The organism is Burkholderia sp. MS389 (assembly GCF_016899425.1).
In the GTDB taxonomy this organism is placed as follows: domain Bacteria; phylum Pseudomonadota; class Gammaproteobacteria; order Burkholderiales; family Burkholderiaceae; genus Burkholderia; species Burkholderia sola.
Genome location: NZ_CP045995.1, coordinates 1823273 through 1843545, shown reverse-complemented (window position 1 = coordinate 1843545; position 20273 = coordinate 1823273). Strand labels below are relative to the sequence as shown.

Sequence of the window (20273 nt, the reverse complement as noted above, 5' to 3'; positions counted from 1 at the left end):
GTCTTTCTGAAATATTGTCACGCTTCGCCGTGCCGTGCTTTTTGAATTTTTGCGGGCCTCGTGGACGCGAAAAAAATTTGAAAACATCAGACAGAGCTACTGCCACCCGGAGAAAAGGCGGGGTTGGCGTGACGTATGGTCAGTCATTTTGGAGCGGTCGTTTGTTGCCATCGAGCGCCAATAAATTAAACGGCAGGCGATATTCGATCTGACGAACCTTGACACATATTCACCGGATTGGTGCATTTTCGTGAAAATTGTTCAGCCCTGACTGGAACGGTCAATTGGAGAATCGTCGCTAGCCGGTGGGTTGGTTTGGCATTTAGCTCGCCGTTGAAAGGTCGACATTTTTTAATTTGTCAGATTTATGTGAAAGGGTCGATTGGCGGAAGCTGCGGCTCGATATCGACGGGGATCTAAATGAACAAGAGTTACAGGACAATTTGGAACGAGGCGCTTGGCGCTTGGGTGGCCGCCTCTGAAAACGACTCGGCTCGCGGAAAGCCGAACAAGAGAAGCGTAGTTGCGCTGATGGCCCTTGCGCTGATTTCGTCCCCGCATACTGTTCTGGCGCAATATTCGGCGGGCTTGGGAGCGGCCACTCAAACAGGTGCGATCGCAATTGGTGGCAATAGCGGGATCACGAATGCATCGACTGCTGGGGACATTGCAATTGGTTCAGCTGCGGCAGCGAATTCAGGTTCGAACGTGCTTGGGACCATGGGGCCGGCGGTTGCCATTGGTTGGGCCGCTACCGCTTCGAATCTATATGCGACCGCACTTGGCGCGTTCGCGACCGCCGCCCAAACGCACGCCACGGCAATTGGCGGGCATGCTGTTTCGACAGTTGACGGTGGCACGGCAATTGGTTATGGGGCCACCGCTGCAGCTATAAACTCCGTGGCTTTAGGTAATGGGTCGATAGCCGATGCTTTGGTTACTGCACCGATCGGGACAACAATTAACGGTGTCCTATATACTTTTGCCGGGGGCGGCGGCAACGCGGTAGTTAGCGTAGGTGCCCCTGGTGCCGAAAGAACCATCACCAATGTTAATGCAGGGCAGATATCGTCAACTAGCACTGATGCGATTAACGGATCGGAGCTTTATGCGACGAACCAAGCGATTACTGCCGTCGCGTCGAGCGTGACAAGCCTGTCTACAGCAGCTGCCGGTGCTGTATCAGCAAGCAGTTCAATTGCGTCGCTCTCGACGGGACTCAGTTCAACCAACAGTTCCGTGACTTCGCTGTCGACGTCAACCTCCACCGGGATCAGCACCGCGCAAAGCGGCGTCACTTCGTTGTCGACAAGTCTGAGTTCGACCAAAAGCACGGTGACCTCGCTGTCGACGTCGGCCTCGACGGGGATCAGCACGGCTCAAAGCGGCGTGACGTCGTTGTCGACGGGCCTGAGCGCGACGAATAGCACGGTGACCTCGCTGTCGACGTCGGCCTCGACGGGGATCAGCACGGCTCAAAGCGGAGTGACGTCGTTGTCGACGGGCCTGAGTTCGACGAATAGCTCGGTCGCGTCGCTGTCGACGTCGGCGTCGACGGGGATCAGCACGGCTCAAAGCGGAGTGACGTCGTTGTCGACGGGCCTGAGCGCGACGAATAGCACGGTGACCTCGCTGTCGACGTCGGCGTCGACGGGGATCAGCACGGCTCAAAGCGGCGTGACCTCGTTGTCGACGGGTCTGAGCTCGACCAATAGCTCGGTGACCTCGCTGTCGACGTCGGCGTCGACGGGGATCAGTACGGCTCAAAGCGGAGTGACCTCGTTGTCGACGGGTCTGAGCACGACGAATAGCACGGTGACCTCGCTGTCGACGTCGGCGTCGACGGGGATCAGTACCGCGCAAAGCGGAGTGACCTCGTTGTCGACGGGTCTGAGCACGACGAATAGCACGGTGACCTCGCTGTCGACGTCGGCCTCGACCGGGATCAGCACGGCTCAAAGCGGAGTGACGTCGTTGTCGACGGGCCTGAGTTCGACGAATAGCTCGGTCGCGTCGCTGTCGACGTCGGCTTCCACCGGGATCAGCACCGCGCAAAGTGGCGTCACTTCGTTGTCGACCGGTCTGAGCTCGACGAATAGCTCGGTGGCCTCGCTTTCGACGTCAGCGTCGACGGGGATCAGCACGGCTCAAAGCGGAGTGACGTCATTGTCGACGGGGCTGAGCTCGACGAATAGTTCCGTGGCCTCGCTTTCGACGTCAGCGTCGACGGGGATCAGCACGGCTCAAAGCGGAGTGACGTCGTTGTCGACGGGCCTGAGCGCGACGAATAGCACGGTGACCTCGCTGTCGACGTCGGCGTCGACGGGGATCAGCACGGCTCAAAGCGGAGTGACGTCGTTGTCGACGGGCCTGAGCGCGACGAATAGCACGGTGACCTCGCTGTCGACGTCGGCCTCGACGGGGATCAGCACGGCTCAAAGCGGCGTGACCTCGTTGTCGACGGGTCTGAGCTCGACCAATAGCTCGGTGACCTCGCTGTCGACGTCGGCGTCGACGGGGATCAGTACGGCTCAAAGCGGAGTGACGTCGTTGTCGACGGGCCTGAGCGCGACGAATAGCACGGTGACCTCGCTGTCGACGTCGGCGTCGACGGGGATCAGCACGGCTCAAAGCGGCGTGACGTCGTTGTCGACGGGCCTGAGCGCGACGAATAGCTCGGTAACCTCGCTGTCGACGTCGGCCTCGACGGGGATCAGCACGGCTCAAAGCGGCGTGACCTCGTTGTCGACGGGTCTAAGCTCGACGAATAGCTCGGTGACGTCGCTGTCGACGTCGGCGTCGACGGGGATCAGTACGGCTCAAAGCGGAGTGACGTCGTTGTCGACGGGTCTGAGCACGACGAATAGCACGGTGACCTCGCTGTCGACGTCGGCGTCGACGGGGATCAGCACGGCTCAAAGCGGCGTGACCTCGTTGTCGACGGGTCTGAGCTCGACCAATAGCTCGGTGACGTCGCTGTCGACGGGTCTGAGCGCGACGAATAGCTCGGTAGCGTCGCTGTCGACGGGTCTGAGCGCGACGAATAGCTCGGTAGCGTCGCTGTCGACGGGCGTAGCAAATTCTGTGCAGTATGACAACGCAGCGCATACGTCGGTGACGTTGGGTAGTGTCGGCGCGACTACGCCGGTCACATTGACTAACGTCGCCGCAGGCGTGAATCCAACCGACGCGGTGAACTACAGTCAGTTGAGTTCACTGTCGACATCAGCGTCAACGGGCCTTTCGTCGGCGACCAGCTCGATCACGTCGTTGTCGACGTCGACCTCGACGGGCATCAGCTCGTTGTCGACCGGGTTGAGCACGACCGACAGCACGGTGACGTCGCTGTCGACGTCGACCTCGACGGGCATCAGCTCGTTGTCGACCGGGTTGAGCACGACCGACAGCACGGTGGCATCGCTGTCGACCTCCACGTCGACGGGCCTGTCGTCGGCCAACAGCTCGATCACGTCGCTGTCCACGTCGACTTCGACCGGCATCAACTCGCTGTCGACCGGCCTGAGCTCGACCGACAGCACCGTGACGTCGCTGTCGACCTCGACGTCGACCGGCTTGTCGTCGGCCAATAGCTCGATCAGCTCGCTGTCCACGTCGACTTCGACCGGCATCAACTCGCTGTCGACTGGCCTGAGCTCGACCGATAGCACGGTGGCATCTCTGTCGACTTCCGCGTCGACGGGCCTGTCGTCGGCCAATAGCTCGATCAGCTCGCTGTCGACGTCGACCTCGACGGGCATCAGTTCGTTGTCGACCGGTCTGAGCACGACGGATAGCACGGTGACGTCGCTGTCGACGTCGACCTCGACGGGCATCAGCTCGTTGTCGACCGGGTTGAGCACGACCGACAGCACGGTGGCATCGCTGTCGACCTCCACGTCGACGGGCCTGTCGTCGGCCAACAGCTCGATCACGGCGCTGTCCACGTCGACTTCGACCGGCATCAACTCGCTGTCGACCGGCCTGAGCTCGACCGACAGCACCGTGACGTCGCTGTCGACCTCGACGTCGACCGGCTTGTCGTCGGCCAATAGCTCGATCAGCTCGCTGTCCACGTCGACTTCGACCGGCATCAACTCGCTGTCGACTGGCCTGAGCTCGACCGATAGCACGGTGGCATCTCTGTCGACTTCCGCGTCGACGGGCCTGTCGTCGGCCAATAGCTCGATCAGCTCGCTGTCGACGTCGACCTCGACGGGCATCAGTTCGTTGTCGACCGGTCTGAGCACGACGGATAGCACGGTGACGTCGCTGTCGACGTCGACCTCGACGGGCATCAGCTCGTTGTCGACTGGCCTGAGCACGACGGACAGTACGGTGACGTCGCTGTCGACCTCGGCCTCGACGGGTATCAGTTCGTTGTCAACTGGCCTGAGCACGACGGATAGCACGGTGACGTCGCTGTCGACGTCGACCTCGACGGGCATCAGTTCGTTGTCAACTGGCCTGAGCACGACGGATAGCACGGTGACGTCGCTGTCGACGTCGACCTCGACGGGCATCAGTTCGTTGTCAACTGGCCTGAGCACGACGGATAGCACGGTGACGTCGCTGTCGACGTCGACCTCGACGGGCATCAGTTCGTTGTCAACTGGCCTGAGCACGACGGATAGCACGGTGACGTCGCTGTCGACGTCGACCTCGACGGGCATCAGCTCGTTGTCGACTGGCCTGAGCACGACGGACAGCACGGTGACGTCGCTGTCGACGTCGACCTCGACGGGCATCAGCTCGTTGTCGACTAGCCTGAGCACGACGGACAGCACGGTGACGTCGCTGTCGACCTCGGCCTCGACGGGCATCAGTTCGTTGTCAACTGGCCTGAGCACGACGGACAGCACGGTGACGTCGCTGTCGACCTCGGCCTCGACGGGCATCAGTTCGTTGTCGACTGGCCTGAGCACGACGGATAGCACGGTGACGTCGCTGTCGACGTCGACCTCGACGGGCATCAGTTCGTTGTCAACTGGCCTGAGCACGACGGACAGCACGGTGACGTCGCTGTCGACGTCGACCTCGACGGGCATCAGTTCGTTGTCGACTGGCCTGAGCACGACGGACAGCACGGTGACGTCGCTGTCGACGTCGACCTCGACGGGCATCAGTTCGTTGTCGACTGGCCTGAGCACGACGGACAGCACGGTGACGTCGCTGTCGACGTCGACCTCGACGGGCATCAGTTCGTTGTCGACTGGCCTGAGCACGACGGACAGCACGGTGACGTCGCTGTCGACCTCGGCCTCGACGGGCATCAGCTCGTTATCGACTGGCCTGAGCACGACGGACAGCACGGTGACGTCGCTGTCGACCTCGGCCTCGACGGGTATCAGCTCGTTGTCGACTGGCCTGAGCACGACCAACAGCACGGTGGCGTCGTTGTCGACCTCGACGTCGACAACCGTCAACTCGCTGTCGACGGGATTGAGTGCGACCAACAGCAACCTGGCATCGTTGTCGACGTCCACGTCGACGGGCATTGGCTCGCTGTCGACCGGCCTTAGCGCAACCGGGAGCAGCGTCGCGTCGCTGTCGACGGGGCTGAGCACGACGAACAGCAACGTGGCGTCACTCTCGACATCCGCATCCACCGGCGTCAGCTCACTGTCGACGGGCCTGAGCACGACCAACAGCAGTGTCGCGTCGCTGTCGACGTCAACGTCGACCGGCCTCAGCTCGACAAACAGCAGTATTACCTCGTTGTCGACGGGATTGAGCACGACCGACAGTAACGTGACGTCGCTCTCGACCGGACTGTCCACAACCAACGACAGCCTGGCATCGCTTTCAACCGCAGTGGCGCCCCTCACGTCGATCAAGACCCAGACGACGGACGGTAGCACCGCCATCGGCACCGGGGCCACCGCGGCACCGAACTCGACGGCCGTCGGTCAAGGCGCATCCGCGTCCGGAGCGAACTCGACCGCGGTGGGTGAAGGCGCGGTTGCATCCGGGCAAAACTCGACTGCAGAGGGGCAGGGCGCGATCGCCTCGGGCGCTAACTCGAAGGCGGATGGTCAGGCCGCAGCCGCGACAGGAGACAACTCGACTGCATTGGGCCAGGGATCGACTGCTTCGGGAGCCAATACGACTGCGGTAGGACAGGGCAGTGTCGCGAGCGCTTCGAATGCCGTGGCAATCGGTGCGGGTTCGGTGGCTTCGCAGCCCAACACGGTGTCGTTCGGATCGCCCGGCAATGAGCGTCGGTTGACGAACGTGGCGCCTGGCATCAACGGAACGGATGCAGCGAACATGAACCAGTTGTGGGGTGTCCAGTCGACCGTCAATGAGGTAGCACGTCGTGCCTACTCCGGGATCGCCGCGGCAACCGCGTTGACCATGATTCCCGAAGTCGACCCCGGGAAGACGATTGCGGTGGGGATCGGAGGGGGGAGTTACCAAGGGTATGCAGCGACTGCGCTCGGGGTATCCGTTCGCTTCAGCGACAACCTGAAAGCGAAGATCGGGGTAGGGATCAGCGGGAGCGCCAGCACTTATGGCGCTGGCGTCTCATATCAATGGTAAAGCGTTGATTTGAGCTCCGGGCGGATGCCGATCCTGTCGGCATCCGCCCGGAGATTTCCCTGCTCAACCGCTAATAATTTTGCCTCGTCAAGTGGGGCGTTTTATGGATAGCTTTCAACTACGCCACGCATTCCGGGTGGAACCATGAGGCATTCTCCGCTCGGATGTTCCCTCAACCACAATCGCAAAAGGCTGCGCCCAGGTGTGGGCATCTCGCTGTTTGCGCGCGACGGCCAGTCGTTGTGGGAAAACGGCATTCACCAGAACATCGCGTTCCTTGCGATGATGCTCAAGCACTCGGACCGCATCGGCCCCGTCTATTTCCTGAACGGCGGGGACGCGAACGCGCTGCCGGCCGGTCTCGACCTCGACGGCCTCGACATCCCGCTCGTGAAACCCGTCGACGTCGCGCATGAGCTCGACGTCGTGATCGAGATGGGTGCACAACTGCCGGCCGAATGGCTCAGGCACGTGAAGGCGCTCGGCACGAAGCTCGTCGCGTGCTACGTCGGCCATACGTACAGTGGCCTCGCCGAAACGCCGATCTTCGAGAAGCCTTCGGGACACATCTTCAACGGCACGCAGTTCGACGAAGTGTGGGTACTCGAAAAATCGCAAAAGATCGACGTGCCGCTGCTGCGCACGCTCACGCGCGCGCCGGTCCATACGATTCCGCATCTTTGGTCGCCGTACTTTCTCGATCGCCGTATTGCCGCGCTGGCGAGCGAAGGAATGACGTTCGGCTATCGGCCTGGTCGCCGCGCGTGGTGTCTCGCGACGCTCGAACCAAACATCTCAGTTGTGAAGTCCTGCCATTACCCGATGCTTGTTTGCGACGAGTTCTACCGCGCGCATCCCGAGGCCGTGCAGCATCTGTTCGTCGTCAGTTCGATACACATGAAGGCACATTCTACCTTCGTGCATTTCGCGAACAGCCTAGATCTCGTACGCCGACATAAGGCGACGTTCGAACCGCGCACCGACCTGCCGGGCTTCATGGCGCGCCATGCGGATGCCGTCGTGTCGCACCATTGGGAAAATCCGCAGAACTACCTGTACTACGACGTGTTATATGGCGGCTATCCGCTGATCCACAATTCGACGCTGCTCGGAGATGCCGGCTACTACTACCCCGACTTCGATTCCGTCGCGGGCAGCCAGGCGCTGCTCGAAGCGTGGCTGCATCACGACGAGCGGCTTGACGACTATCGCGCGAAAGCTGACCGGTTGCTGCGATCGGTCTCGATCGACAACCCCGCCAACCTGGACGCGTTCGTTGAGCGCCTGGCCGCATGAACCGGCCCATACGCGTGTCGGACGCCCATGTGCGTCCAGCGCCCGGCGAGGGCGAGCGCTTCGTCGTCGGTGTATCGCCGTTCATGCATCGCACCGGCCCGTGGCTGCGGGGCGACAGGATTTTTCGGAGCCTCGGGTTTCTGTGCCGGTTTTCGCCAAGGTTCGCGGGACGCCACGTTTTTCGTCCGAGTGTATGACGACGACATGAGCTACTGCACGAAGGCGATGGTGCAATATGCCCTTGCACGGGATACAGGATCTTACGGGACGCCGGACCTGAGAACGGCCGCCGTAGTGCTGGCTGCGACAGCTTGCGATCAATTGATGCTGTGCGCTCAGCCGATCTTGAGCGTACAAGATGGTGAACGGGTTTTGTATCACGAATGCCTGGTGCGACTTCGCGGCACCGACGATCAACCGATCACATATCCGTCGGCGTTTATTCCCAGTCTGGAACGGCTTGGACTCATGCGCTTCCTGGACCGCTATGTCATTGGCATGGCCATCGAGTTCCTGGAGTCGAACTTCAACATTCGATTGGGCGTCAATATTTCCGCGCAAAGTGCGAATGAGATCGGAGGATGGGCATCGGTTCTTCGGCTGCTTGAAGGCAGACCGGACATAGCGTCTCGTCTTGTGGTGGAGATTACCGAAACTACGCAGTTGTCACCCGTAACAGGTCGAGTATTTGTCGAGCACCTGCGGCGTATCGGCTGCAGTATCGCCCTGGACGATTTTGGCGACGGGTTCAGCGTGGAGAATCGCGCGGTGATTTCTTCGCCCGAAATCATCAAGATTTCTGGTCGAATGTTACCGACGGGCGAATACGACGCGATACATCTCGAGCAGTTCAAGAAATTGGTGACTAGTGCCCGAGACCAGGCATCACAGGTGGTGGTGGAGGGAATAGAAAGCGCCGACGCATTACGCACCGCCTCGCTGGCCGGGGCTCACTGGGTGCAAGGCTACTACACTGGCAAGCCGAGCCGGTTGAGAATGACAGAGCAGTCCGCAGGTGGATCGGTAGGGCGCTCGATGCAGCAATTCGAGCGTATCGCCAATGCGGTGATCGATCCGCACATGGACAGAAAGATACACGGCGACGCGAGGCGTGCCTTTTCGGCCGGACTTGCAAGCGCGTTGTATGGCAGGCGTTCCGCTATCGCAACGAGTATGCGCAGTTACCTGACGGACGCGATGGAAAAACAGGCGGAAACACACAATACATCATCAGTGCGACTGCTTCGGTGTTTTGCCATGCTCGGTCGAATCAATGGCCAGGAATTGGCACGCTCGATGAAATCGGGAGTCGACTTGTGAATGGTCGATATCGGAATTCTCAAGCGCCAAGCGCCCAGCGGTTCAACCTGGAGGAATAAACGGAAATGGCGACCACCAGACCAGTATCTCGCGCCCGCGGACGCCTCGTCGTCGGCGTGTCGCTGTTCGTGCGCGGCGCCGGCCAGTCGCTGTGGGAAAACGGCATTTTCCAGAACTGCCTGCTGCTGATCCTGCTGCTGCGCCAGTCGCCGCTCGTCGCGGATGCCGTGATGGTCAACGGCGGCGAACAGGTCGCCGATCCGCAGATGATGCTCGGCGAGTGGAACGTGCCGCTGCTGTCGATGGACGAAGCGCTCGAGCGCTGCGACGTGCTGATCGAAATGAGCGCGCAATTCGGCGCGGATTACCTGCGCGCGTTCCGCGAGCGCGGCGGCAAGGTCGTCACGATGCGGGTCGGCAACGACTACGTGATCGACATCGAGCGCGCGATGTTCGACAAGCCGTCAGGCTTCCTGTTCTCGGGCGCGCCGTACGACGCGGTGTGGACGATTCCCGAATTCGAGCGCTCGTGCCTGCACTACTACCAGACGGGCTTGCGCGCACCGGTCACGATCGTCCCGCACATCTGGCACCCGATGCTGTTCGACAAGGCGCGCGCGACGCTCGGCGCCGGTTTGTCGTTCGGCTATCAGCCCGGCAAGCCCCGGTGGCGCGTGACGATGTTCGAGCCGAACATCTGCATGGTGAAGACCAGCATCATCCCGATGCTCGTGACCGAGGAAGCGTATCGCGCGAAGCCGGCGTTCCTCGAATTCGTGCGCGTATGCAACACGCTGCACCTGAAGGAACATCCGACGTTCGTGCACTTCGCGAAGAGCCTCGACATCGTGAACCACGGGATCACGACGTTCGAAAGCCGCTACGCGGTGTACGAATTCATGGCCGCGTACGGCGACGCGGTGGTGTCGCACACGTGGGAGAACGCGCAGAACTACCTGTATTACGAGTTGCTGTACGGCGACTATCCGCTGATCCACAACTCGCCGTTCCTCGGCAAGGCCGGGTATTTCTATCCGGACTTCAATTGTCAGGAGGGGGGATGGGCACTCTTGCAGGCATTTTCAGAGCACGACGCGAACCTCGACGAGTACCGCGGAAAATCGAAATACGTGCTCGACTCGGTCAGCATCTACAACCCCGAGAACGTCGCGGCCTATACGGATGCAATCGCCGTTCTCTATCGCGACGCGTAATGCGCAGACCTTTCCGGACCCCGACAATGAACCCACGCCCGACCCTTACCCGCGCAAAATGGCTGAGTGGCTGCGCCGCCGCATCGATCGCGATCGGCGCACACGCGCAATCTTCCAGTGAATCGGCCGACACGCTGCTCCGCGATTCCGATGCGGTATTCAAGCAGCTCGATTCAGGCCTGTACGGCGCGGTATGGACCGACGCCGCACCCTTCCTCAAGGCGCGCATCAAGCAGGACCAGTTCACGGCGCAGATGCAGCAAGCACGCCAGTCGGTCGGCGCGGTCAGCCATCGTGGCTGGGCGCAGGTCGCGCGCATCCGCTACGAGCACGCAAGCGGGATGCCCGACGGGCTCTACGCGAACGTCGATTACGCGACGACGCTGGCGAGCGGCGCCACGATGTTCGAGAAGCTGAGCTTCCGCCTCGAACCCGACGGCCGCTGGCACTTGACTGGCTACGTACCGCGAATAGAGCAGAATTTTATCCAGTAGATCGTTGATCTTCGTGGACGGATAGATCGCTTCCCATCTGTCCCGGCGATCGAACTCGCGAAGCATCACCCGTCACGTCGACCAGAAGCCGGGAACAACTTGGGTCGCTTGCTGCATGACGCCGGCCGCCTGAGCGAGGCCGTCGCGTGTCTGAGACGTGCGTTGACGCTCGATCCTGGCCGTGTACCGACGATATTCAACCTGAACCCTGCTCCTGCTCGCGATGGGGCAGTACGAGGAGGGCTGCGGCTTTACGAGGCCGCTACCAACTCTCGTCGCATTGGGGCGCTGATGCATCGAATCACGTTACGCCGGACCTGCCTGCGCCGCGGCGGGGGCGAGACGCTCGACGGGAAGTCGCTCATCGTCTGGCCGGAACAGGGGCTCGGCGATGTCGTGCAGTTCGCGCGGTATCTGCCGATGCTGAAGCGGCGCGGGCTGGCGACGCTGACGGTTAGTGTGCCCAGCTGCGCTGACGCGCCTGTTGCATCGGTCGACAGGGTCGATCGTTGCGTAACGCTCGGCGATGTGGCTACATTGCCGGCGCACGATTATGCGTGTCGAATCATGAGCTTGCCGATGCTGTGCGAGACGACGGTCGACACGATCCCCGCGACGTTTCCGTATTTACACGTTCCGGCGCCGCTGGTCGAGCGGTAGCGCAGCAACGTGCCGGCCGCAGGCTTCAAGGTTGGGCTAGTGTGGGCTGGCGATCCGCGAGCCGGTCAAGCAAGTGCGCACGCGACGGACCGTGGGCGCTCGCGGTCGGCGACCGCGAGTGATCGTCGATACAACGGTAATGGAAAATACGTCGATATTTGCGACTAACCGAATGCTTTTTTGCCTGCCAGCGGGATTGCCGATCGGCACGTTCGTCGCTTCAGCGATGGAGATTTCAGGGTACGTGCCGAGGCCTGCGTCGCTTGCCAGTCACACGGCGAGGCCCACTTGCAGCCCGATTTCGTTGGAGTGAGCAGCAGTCCAGTCACTTTGCCGTCGAAGACGGGTTTGTCGCTTGGTTTGAGCGCTTTGGCTTGTTTGTCGGTTAGCATCGGTTTTTGGCCCATCACGTAGCCCATCGGGGATGACTGGACAGGCTGGATGGAGTCAGAGCAAATTGGATGGATTGAAGACGCAAGTTATTGATTTGTTGAAGAACAATAGGATTTCACTGGATGTCCCTGGACGATAATCTGGCAGACGTGAGCGAATCCGTTTCCACGCCTCGCTCCCGTTCCCGTTCCGCCCGTTCGTCGGCCCGTTCGCGCCAGCGCTCGGCCGCTGCCGCAGGCAGCACGTCCGCCAGGGCGACGGCGCGATCCGGCAGCGCAGCGGCCGGCGACGCGCCGCGCGACGAACGGACGCTCGACCTGTTCGGCGATCCGGTGCTCGAGCCCGGCGAACGCATGCCGGTTGCGGTGCGCGATGAAGCGATCGTGGGAGCCGATGAGTCGGCCGGCGCCGACGACGGGCGACAGGCCACGCTGGACGGATTCAGCCCGCCGGCGGATGCGGCTGCCGCGGGGCTGGCGGAAGCTGAAGGGGCGGCGACGCTCGATGTGGCGACCGTGGTCGTTTCGACGCCTGAAGGCGGTTTGGCCGCGAACGTCAACGGTACATCTGCAGGGGATCGTGCAACGGAGGCAGCGGATTTGCCTGCCGGCGATCGCGTCGTCACGCAGGTCGACGTGCCGGTGATCGATGGCGCCGCGAAGGCGAAGACGAACACGACACTGCAAGCTGCCGATGGCGAGGCGGCGCAGGCGGCGGAATCGCAAGCGGCAGAGGGCGAAGTCGCGAAGCCTGCCGTCGAGGCGGCGGGCGTCAAATCCCGCGAAGGGAAATCTTCCGGTGATGCCGCGAAGGAACGCCGTTCGTCTTCGGGCGGCAAGCGCCGGGCGGCTGCCGGCGCAAGCGAAGCGACGGCGACGCAGGCCGCACCGGTTCCGACGCGCATCGATTCGAAGCCGGAAGCGGCTGACTTGAACCCGCCGCCGGTCGTCGCTGCACGGGTCGAGCCGCAGACGCCGGCAGAGCCGTCCGAACCGGCGATCACCCCGCATTCCGCGAAGCCCCGCGACACGACCCGGCATCCCGACGCTTCGCCGTCGCCGGTCACGCAGCCGGTGGGCTCCGCCGCATCGTTCGTGACCAAGCCCTCGTCGGAGCGTACGCAACCGCCCACGCCGGCCTTCGATCCGGACACGCACCTGCGCCCGCTGACCGACCGGATCGCCGCGCTGCAGTCCGACGTGGACGGCCTGACGCGCGCGGCCGATCGCGAGATGCGCCGCGTGAACCGCCTGCTGCTCGCGCTGGCCGTCGTCGTGCTGGCGGGGCTCGTCGCGCTGGTACTGCAAACGCGCCAGATCGCGCACCTGAAGCAGGACGTCGCCACCAAGCAGCAGCGGATCGATCGCCTCGCGGCCGATCTGTCGACGCAGCAGGCCACGCTGATGACGCTCGAAGAGCACCACGAAGCGCTTCTGTCGCAAGTCGACCGGCTTCAGCGCAACGCGAACCGCGAGGCGGCCGTCGGGAAGCGGGCTCACCGCGCGCGCTGATCGTTTCGACCCCATCCTGGAAGCCCGACGCAGCAAGGATCGCCGTTCCGCGCCGGCGATCGGCTGTCGCGCGCCTGCGGCAAACCGATGCAGCTCACTGGCAGAATTCAGGGAAAACCCTTAGAATGGAGGTCATCTAAGGGAAAACCCTAGCCACGTCTGTCAGGAGTCTCACATGAGCTTCATCTTCGCCCTGCTGCAAAAAATCGACGACCTGTTCGTCTCCCCGCACCTGCCGCTCGACGCCGAGTACTCGTACGCTGCGCGTCATGCGGAAGCCGAGCGCGTGCGCCGTGCGCACCTCGTGCCGATCGTCCTGTACCGTCGCTGATTCGCTGATTCGCTGATTCGCTGATTCGCTGATTCGCTGATTCGCTGATTCGGCGCGGCGTTCGCCGCACCTGCCTGCCCGTTCTCCACCGCCGCATCGCGCGCCGGTGCGACTGTCACGCTACACTGGAAGTCCGCTTCCGTTCACGGCGACCGGGCCATGTTGCAGATGCGGCCGATGACGGCCGGCGAATTCCGCGCGTACCGCACGCGAGCCATCGACGGCTACGCGAGCGATCTCGTTTCCTCCGGACAAAATGCTGTCGAAGACGCGGCCGATCGTGCGCGCGCCTGTTTCGACACGCTGCTGCCGGACGGCCTGCTGACCGCCGGCCAGACCCTCGTCACGCTCATCGACGGCGCCAGCGGCGACACGGTGGGCGGCCTCTGGTACGCGATCGTCCCCGAAGGGCCGAACCGCACGCTGTTCATCTACGACCTCGACATCGTCCCGTCCCGGCGCCGCCAGGGCTGGGCCACGCGCGCGCTCGGCGCACTCGACGCCGAGGCGCGCCGCTACGGCGTCACCGAGATCGGGCTGTCGGTGTTCAATCACAACGCGGCGGCGCGCGCGCTGTATCGCGCGTGCGGCTTCGTGCCGATCACCACGACGTTGATCAAACCGGTCGTGTCGGACTGAATCCGCCGGCCGGCGATGCGTCGTCACATGCGGCCGGTTCGGCACGCCGCGTCGCCGGCCAACGTCGGCATGCGTCCCTATCCTCCCTGTTGGTCGAGCGTCGACCGCCGAACGGCCCATCCGGCCATCCGCCATTCACCGCTCACCGCTCACCGCGCGCGGCCTTTCCATCTCCGCAGCAGCAACGCGTTGGTCACGACGCTGACGCTGGAAAACGCCATCGCCGCGCCCGCGATCACCGGGTTCAGCAAGCCGAGCGCCGCGAGCGGCACGCCGACCAGGTTGTAGACGAACGCCCAGAACAGGTTCTGCTGGATCTTGCGGTACGTGCGTTTGGAGATGTCGATCGCGTCGGCGACGAGCGCCGGGTCGCCGCGCATCAGCGTGATGCCGGCCGTGTGCATCGCGACGTCGGTGCCGGTCGCCATCGCGATGCCGACGTCCGCCGCGGCGAGCGCGGGCGCATCGTTGATCCCGTCGCCGACCATCGCGACGATCCCGCCGTGCGTGCGCTTCAGCTCGGCGACGACGCGCGCCTTGTCGTCGGGCAGCACCTGCGCATGCACTTCGCCGATGCCGAGCGCCGCCGCGACGGCCGCCGCGCTGCCGCGGTTGTCGCCCGTCACGAGTGCGCTCGCGACGCCGCGCGCCGCCAGTGCCGCGATCGCGTCGCGGGCGCCCGGCTTCACGGTGTCGCCGAAGGCGATCAGCGCGAGCACCGCGCGCGGCGCGTCGGCACGCATCAGCCACGAGATCGTGTTGCCGGCGCGCTCGAGTTCCGCCGCGCGGGCGTCGAGCGCCGGCGGCACCGCGATGCCGAGTTCGTCGCGCCAGCGCGTGCTGCCGAGCGCGAGCCGCTGCCCGCCGACGTGCGCTTCCACGCCGCGCCCGGCCACCGCGCGCGCATCGGTCGCGACGGCCGGCTCCGCCGCGCCGACTTGTGCGGCCACGTCCGCTTCATGCGCGGCTACCACGGCCCGCGCGAGCGGATGGTCGCTCTGCCGCTGCACGGCCGCCGCGAGCGCGAGCGCCTCGCCGCGCGGCACGCCGACGGCGTCGAACGCGGTCACGGACGGTTTGCCTTCGGTCAGCGTACCGGTCTTGTCGAACGCGATCACGGTCGTGCGCTGCGCGAGTTCGAGCGCCTGCGCGTCCTTGATCAGCACGCCGTGCCGGGCCGCGACGCCCGTGCCGGCCATGATCGCGGCGGGCGTCGCGAGACCGAGCGCGCACGGGCATGCGATCACGAGCACCGCGACCGCGTTGAGGATCGCGGTTTCCATTCCCGCGCCGGCGATCAGCCAGCCGACCAGCGTCAGCACGGCGATGCCGAGGATCGCCGGCACGAACACCTCGCTGACGCGATCGACGAGGCGCTGGATCGGCGCCTTCTCGGCCTGCGCGGATTCGACGAGGCGGATGATGCGCGCGAGCGTCGTCTCCGCGCCGATCGCGGTGGTTTCGACGACGAGCGCGCCTTCGCCGTTGATCGAGCCGGCCGTGACCGCATCGCCGTCGTCTTTCGGCACGGGCAGGCTTTCGCCGGTGATCAGCGATTCGTCGATGTGCGAGCGGCCCGACACGATGCGGCCGTCGACGGGCACGCGCTCGCCGGGCCGGATGCTCACGTGCGTGCCGACGCGCACCTGCGACAGCGGCACGTCGCGTTCGACGCCATCCTCGACGACGCGCGCGCGGTCCGGCCGCAGCGCGTTCAGCGCGCGGATCGCCTCGGTGGTCTGGCGCTTCGCGCGCGATTCGAGCCACTTGCCGAAGCGCACGAGCGTGACGATGACGGCCGACGCCTCGAAATACAGATGGCCGGGATGCGCGGGATCGCGCAGCAACATCCACAGGCTCAGCCCGTACGCGGCCGACGTGCCGAGCGCGACGAGCAGGTCCATGTTGCCGGTGCGCGCCTTCACCGCATGCCAGGCCGCGCGGTAGAAGCGCGCGCCGAAGCCGAACTGGACGATCGACGCGAGCACGAGCTGGAGCCAGCCGGGCAGCATCAGGTCGATGCCGAACGGCGCGGCGAGCATCGGCGCGACGAGCGGCGCGCTCAGCATGGCGGCCCCGATCACGAGGTTGCGTTCGCGGATCGCTTCGCGGCGCTTGCGGGCGTCCAGGTCCTGCGCGGGGCCGGACGGTTGCAAGTCGGCGCCGGCCGGTGCGCCGGCGGGCGACGCGGCCGGAAGCGATGCATGGTAGCCGGCTGTGGTGACCGCCGCGATCAGCGTGGCGGCGTCGAGTGCGCCGGCGCCGTGCACCGACGCACGTTCGGTCGCGAGATTGACCGTCGCGCGCGTGACGCCCGGCACGGCGGCCAGCGCTTTTTCGACGCGGCCGGCGCAGGACGCGCAGGTCATGCCGCCGATGTCGAGTTCGACGACGGTGGAAGCAGGCGTGGCAGCGGAAGTGGCGGGCGGAGCCGCGACGGCTGCCGGTGTCGCGCCGTAGCCGGCTTGCTTCACCGCGTCGACGAGCTGTGCGGCGGATACGGCGTTCGACGCGTCGACGGTCGCGCGTTCGGTCGCGAGGTTGACCGACGCGCGCGTGACGCCCGGCACCTTCGCGAGCGCCTTCTCCACGCGCGACACGCATGACGCGCAGGTCATCCCGTCGATGTCGAGTTCGATGCTTGTGGGCGCGGTGGGCAATGCAGTGGCGGCGGCCGGGACGACGGTGTCCGACGCAGTTGGCGTCGCACCATAACCGGCCTGTCTCACGGCGTCCGCCAACTGGGTGGCCGAAACACCGGCCGACGCATCGACCGTCGCGCGTTCGGTCGCCAGGTTGACTGACGCTCGCGTAACGCCCGGCACCTTCGCCAGCGCTTTTTCGACGCGCGACACGCAAGACGCGCAGGTCATCCCGTCGATGTCGAGTTCGATCGTCGCAGCAGCGGGAGGAAGCCCGGAAGCCGCGGACGGCGTTTCGTCGCGCGACGCGTGCGCCGAATGCGTGGCCGCGCCGGCTTCGATGGCCGCTTCGCGCACCGCCGCGCGATAGCCAGCCTCCCGGACGGCGCCGACGAGCTGGCCCGCCGCGACGGTGTCCTGCGCCGTGACCGTCGCCGCATGCGTGTCGAGATCGACCGCCGCATCGACGACGCCCGGCACGGCGGCCAGCGCGCGCTGCACGCGGCCCGTGCAGCCGCCGCAATGCATGCCGTCGACGCTCAGTTCGATCGTTTGCAGCGCCGCGGAGGCAAGTGGTTCAGTCATGTCGGATTTCCCAAAAGCGCGGTTCGTACCGCGAATGGTTCCAGTATCAACATTCCCATGATGGTAAGGTCAAGCGTCGGCGACGATGCGACGCATGCCGATGCACACAGGGTGTCACAACGCGGAAAAAGCGAGCGCCCGGCTTCCGGACGGACAGCCGGGCGATCGTGGCCGGGGCGGGTGGGTGCGTGCTCAGGCGCAGAGCTTGGCGCTGGCGAGGCGATTGAGACTGACGCCCTGCTCGGCGGCCTGGATGACCAGCGCGCGGTGCGCCTGCGGCGGGATGCGGACCTTGAATTCACCGCTGTAGGTTCGGTCGGCGATCGGCTCGGGCACCGTCTCGCCATTCGCCGTCATCTCGTGCACGACGTCGGCGACGAGCCGCCGAATACCGACCAGCGCGCCCTCGGGCGTTGCATCGAGCCACGAAAGAGACGGGAACTCCGCGCAGAGGCCGACGTGCTCCCCGTCCTCCGGGGACCACGTTACGCGGTACGTAAAGTGGTCTTGGTTCATGATTTCTGTTCCTTCAGTCGATCGATCGCGTCGAGAACCTGCCGCACCGGATAGGCCTTTGCCTTCCCGCGATCATTCTGGATATTCACTCGAGGATCGCCTTGCCACGGTGTCTTGAAAATAGCATGGCTGGAACCGGATTGACGGGCCGCTCCGAAGTGGGCCTCGCAGATCTTGAACAGATCGTTGAAGCGCACATTCGCGGGCTCGCGCCTCATTTGGTCGAGGATCTTCCATTCGCTTGCCATAGCCTATGGTGTCAATAGTGACACCATTTGTCAATCCTCGCCGACGATCTTCGCCTGCCAACCGTTCCAGATTTTTGCTGAATCCCATGAAATATTTCAGAATCGTTGACGGTTCGGCTAGCGTTTTACCCGTTATTCGGCATATTGGGGGATGCCCTTAGGCGCTATGATACCGGCCTGACATCAGCGCCCACCGTTACGAAGCGTCACGAACGGTCATCCGGGCACGCTGGGGTGCCTTGCTTCGCCGTTCGCGAGACGAACAAGGCGTTGACTGAAAAGAACGATATTCGGCCAGTAATCGATGATTGAAAACCAGCGAGAATCAGTTTCTCTGCGACGCGCGTGCGCGTCGCTGGCCATTGCGGCGTTGCTTGCAGGATGCGCGTCGCAACCGGATGCGATCCAGCGCAAGACCGGCTGGATGCGCGCGGAAGTCGCCGACTCCTATATCTATGCGTATCCGCTCGTGCTGATGGACGTCGCGAAGGAAGCGGCGACGGGCGGCGACGGCGCGCAACCGGGGCAGGCGCCGCTCAACACGCTGCGCCACGCGCAGGCGCTGCCGCCTGTCGGCGCGGTCAATCCGCCGCTGCCGGGCGTCGACACGCTCGACTCGACCGGCTGGCTCGACGTCGCCGCCGAACCCGTGATCGTCACGCTGCCCGACACGCGCGGCCGCTATTGGGACGCACGCGCACTCGACATGTGGACGAACGTGCTGTGGTCGTCGTCGAGCGTCGCGGCACGCGGTACGCGTGGCGCCGGGCGAGCGCAAACGATTGCCTTCGCCGCGAAGGGATGGCAGGGCACGTTGCCGAAGGGCGTGGTGCGCGTCGACGTGCCGTCCGCCAATGCGTGGCTCGAAGTGCGGCTGCAGACGAGCGGCGGGCGCGACCTGACGAACGTGAAGAAACTGCAGCGCGCGATCCGCGTGGTGCCGCTGTCGGTCTACACCGGTGCCGAGCGCGGCGCGTCGGTCGCGGTCCACGCGGGCAGCGCGCCGTCCGAAGCGGTGGGCGGCGGCACGCCGGCCGAGCAGGTGGCCGCGCTTGATCCGAAGGCGTTCTTCACGCGCTTCGCGCGGGCGCTGCAGGACAATCCGCCGCCGGCCGACGATGCGCACGCGCAGGAATCGCTCGGCGACATCGGCGTGACGGCCGGCTATCCGGTACTGTGGACGGGCGACCGTCTCACGGCCGCGACGGCCGGCGTGGCCGAGGCGCGCGCGCGGCTCGCGACGCCGCCGTCGAACCTGCTGAATGCGAACGGCTGGACCTGGATCGGCGATACGGCCGGCAAGTACGGCCAGGACTACGCGCTGCGCGCGTACGCCGCCTTCACGCAGTTCGGCACCGCGACGCGCGACGACGAGACGCTCGCGGTCACCCGCGTTGATAGCGACGGTCATGCGCTGAACGGCGCGAACCGCTACGTGCTGCATTTCGCGCCGGGCGCGCTGCCGCCGGTACGCGCATTCTGGACGCTCACGCCGTACACGACCAACGGTGCGCTGCCCGACGTCGGATCGGCGCGGCGCTCGCTCGGCGATCGCGACCGGCTGCGCCGCAACCGCGACGGCTCGATCGACATCGTCGTATCGGCGTCGCCGGGCGGCACGCATGCGGCCAATTGGCTGCCGGCGCCGCGTACCGATTTCGCGCTCGCGTTGCGGCTGTACGCGCCGAAGCCGCAGGCGAGCGATGGGTCGTGGATGCCGCCCGTCGTCGTCCGGAAATGAACGGTTGACCGCCGCCGTTGTCCGACCGGCGGGCGCGGCGGCGCCCGACCGCCGTACCGTCACCTCCTGAGCCTATACTTTCGGGATAGCGTGCGCGGCCGCCCGGTTGGTCCGGTGCGGCCCGGCATCCATTCCCGAGGCAT

At 64.6% G+C, this 20273-nt stretch carries 13 protein-coding genes; 10 read left to right on the top strand and 3 right to left on the bottom strand.

Annotation, left to right across the window (positions count from 1 at the left end; genetic code table 11):
* Positions 1–420: 420 nt before the first annotated feature.
* The 9 genes from GJG85_RS24575 to GJG85_RS24535 all read left to right on the top strand — a co-directional run bounded on the left by GJG85_RS24575 (position 421) and on the right by GJG85_RS24535 (position 14398).
* Positions 421–6540 (top strand): YadA-like family protein, encoded by a 6120-nt coding sequence (locus GJG85_RS24575; protein WP_204384477.1) that lies wholly within the window; start codon positions 421–423, stop codon positions 6538–6540.
* 144 nt (positions 6541–6684) lie between these two features.
* Positions 6685–7836, top strand: coding sequence for a DUF2827 domain-containing protein (locus GJG85_RS24570; protein WP_204383935.1), 1152 nt, complete (start codon positions 6685–6687; stop codon positions 7834–7836).
* Positions 7837–8040: 204 nt separating this feature from the next.
* On the top strand, positions 8041–9156 hold the full coding sequence (locus GJG85_RS24565) for an EAL domain-containing protein (protein WP_176016294.1): 1116 nt from the start codon (positions 8041–8043) through the stop codon (positions 9154–9156).
* A gap of 65 nt (positions 9157–9221) precedes the next feature.
* On the top strand, positions 9222–10370 hold the full coding sequence (locus GJG85_RS24560; RefSeq protein WP_060733344.1) for a DUF2827 domain-containing protein: 1149 nt from the start codon (positions 9222–9224) through the stop codon (positions 10368–10370).
* Positions 10371–10396: 26 nt separating this feature from the next.
* The gene (locus tag GJG85_RS24555; protein ID WP_050012205.1) at positions 10397–10864 is read left to right on the top strand and encodes a DUF4019 domain-containing protein; all 468 of its coding nucleotides are present in this window, start codon (positions 10397–10399) and stop codon (positions 10862–10864) included.
* A 162-nt stretch (positions 10865–11026) separates the two neighbouring features.
* On the top strand, positions 11027–11524 hold the full coding sequence (locus GJG85_RS24550) for a hypothetical protein (protein WP_124631333.1): 498 nt from the start codon (positions 11027–11029) through the stop codon (positions 11522–11524).
* A gap of 542 nt (positions 11525–12066) precedes the next feature.
* Positions 12067–13428 (top strand): flagellar hook-length control protein FliK, encoded by a 1362-nt coding sequence (locus GJG85_RS24545; protein ID WP_204384476.1) that lies wholly within the window; start codon positions 12067–12069, stop codon positions 13426–13428.
* 175 nt (positions 13429–13603) lie between these two features.
* Positions 13604–13759 (top strand): hypothetical protein, encoded by a 156-nt coding sequence (locus GJG85_RS24540; RefSeq protein ID WP_162838117.1) that lies wholly within the window; start codon positions 13604–13606, stop codon positions 13757–13759.
* Between the two features lie 159 nt (positions 13760–13918).
* Positions 13919–14398 (top strand): GNAT family N-acetyltransferase, encoded by a 480-nt coding sequence (locus tag GJG85_RS24535; RefSeq protein WP_050012203.1) that lies wholly within the window; start codon positions 13919–13921, stop codon positions 14396–14398.
* A 149-nt stretch (positions 14399–14547) separates the two neighbouring features.
* On the opposite strand, the gene GJG85_RS24530 is transcribed toward GJG85_RS24535, so the two are convergent.
* The 3 genes from GJG85_RS24530 to GJG85_RS24520 all read right to left on the bottom strand — a co-directional run bounded on the left by GJG85_RS24530 (position 14548) and on the right by GJG85_RS24520 (position 18389).
* Positions 14548–17625, bottom strand: coding sequence for a heavy metal translocating P-type ATPase (locus tag GJG85_RS24530; protein WP_124631332.1), 3078 nt, complete (start codon positions 17623–17625; stop codon positions 14548–14550).
* Positions 17626–17817: 192 nt separating this feature from the next.
* The gene (locus GJG85_RS24525) at positions 17818–18141 is read right to left on the bottom strand and encodes a toxin-antitoxin system HicB family antitoxin (protein ID WP_050012202.1); all 324 of its coding nucleotides are present in this window, start codon (positions 18139–18141) and stop codon (positions 17818–17820) included.
* Complete coding sequence (locus GJG85_RS24520) at positions 18138–18389, bottom strand: toxin HicA (RefSeq protein WP_050012201.1); 252 nt, start codon at positions 18387–18389, stop codon at positions 18138–18140. The genes GJG85_RS24525 and GJG85_RS24520 overlap by 4 nt, the downstream gene beginning before the upstream one ends.
* A gap of 304 nt (positions 18390–18693) precedes the next feature.
* On the opposite strand from GJG85_RS24520, the gene GJG85_RS24515 reads away from it, so the two are divergent.
* Positions 18694–20130, top strand: coding sequence for a DUF1254 domain-containing protein (locus tag GJG85_RS24515; protein WP_050012200.1), 1437 nt, complete (start codon positions 18694–18696; stop codon positions 20128–20130).
* Positions 20131–20273: the final 143 nt, after the last annotated feature.

Bases quoted from the DNA above. Each gene is read 5' to 3' on its own strand.
- GJG85_RS24575 (WP_204384477.1), top strand. From the start codon at position 421: ATGAACAAGAGTTACAGGACAATTTGGAACGAGGCGCTTGGCGCTTGG.
- GJG85_RS24570 (WP_204383935.1), top strand. From the start codon at position 6,685: ATGAGGCATTCTCCGCTCGGATGTTCCCTCAACCACAATCGCAAAAGG.
- GJG85_RS24565 (WP_176016294.1), top strand. From the start codon at position 8,041: ATGAGCTACTGCACGAAGGCGATGGTGCAATATGCCCTTGCACGGGAT.
- GJG85_RS24560 (WP_060733344.1), top strand. From the start codon at position 9,222: ATGGCGACCACCAGACCAGTATCTCGCGCCCGCGGACGCCTCGTCGTC.
- GJG85_RS24555 (WP_050012205.1), top strand. From the start codon at position 10,397: ATGAACCCACGCCCGACCCTTACCCGCGCAAAATGGCTGAGTGGCTGC.
- GJG85_RS24540 (WP_162838117.1), top strand. From the start codon at position 13,604: ATGAGCTTCATCTTCGCCCTGCTGCAAAAAATCGACGACCTGTTCGTC.
- GJG85_RS24535 (WP_050012203.1), top strand. From the start codon at position 13,919: ATGTTGCAGATGCGGCCGATGACGGCCGGCGAATTCCGCGCGTACCGC.
- GJG85_RS24530 (WP_124631332.1), bottom strand. From the start codon at position 17,625: ATGACTGAACCACTTGCCTCCGCGGCGCTGCAAACGATCGAACTGAGC.
- GJG85_RS24525 (WP_050012202.1), bottom strand. From the start codon at position 18,141: ATGAACCAAGACCACTTTACGTACCGCGTAACGTGGTCCCCGGAGGAC.
- GJG85_RS24520 (WP_050012201.1), bottom strand. From the start codon at position 18,389: ATGGCAAGCGAATGGAAGATCCTCGACCAAATGAGGCGCGAGCCCGCG.
- GJG85_RS24515 (WP_050012200.1), top strand. From the start codon at position 18,694: ATGATTGAAAACCAGCGAGAATCAGTTTCTCTGCGACGCGCGTGCGCG.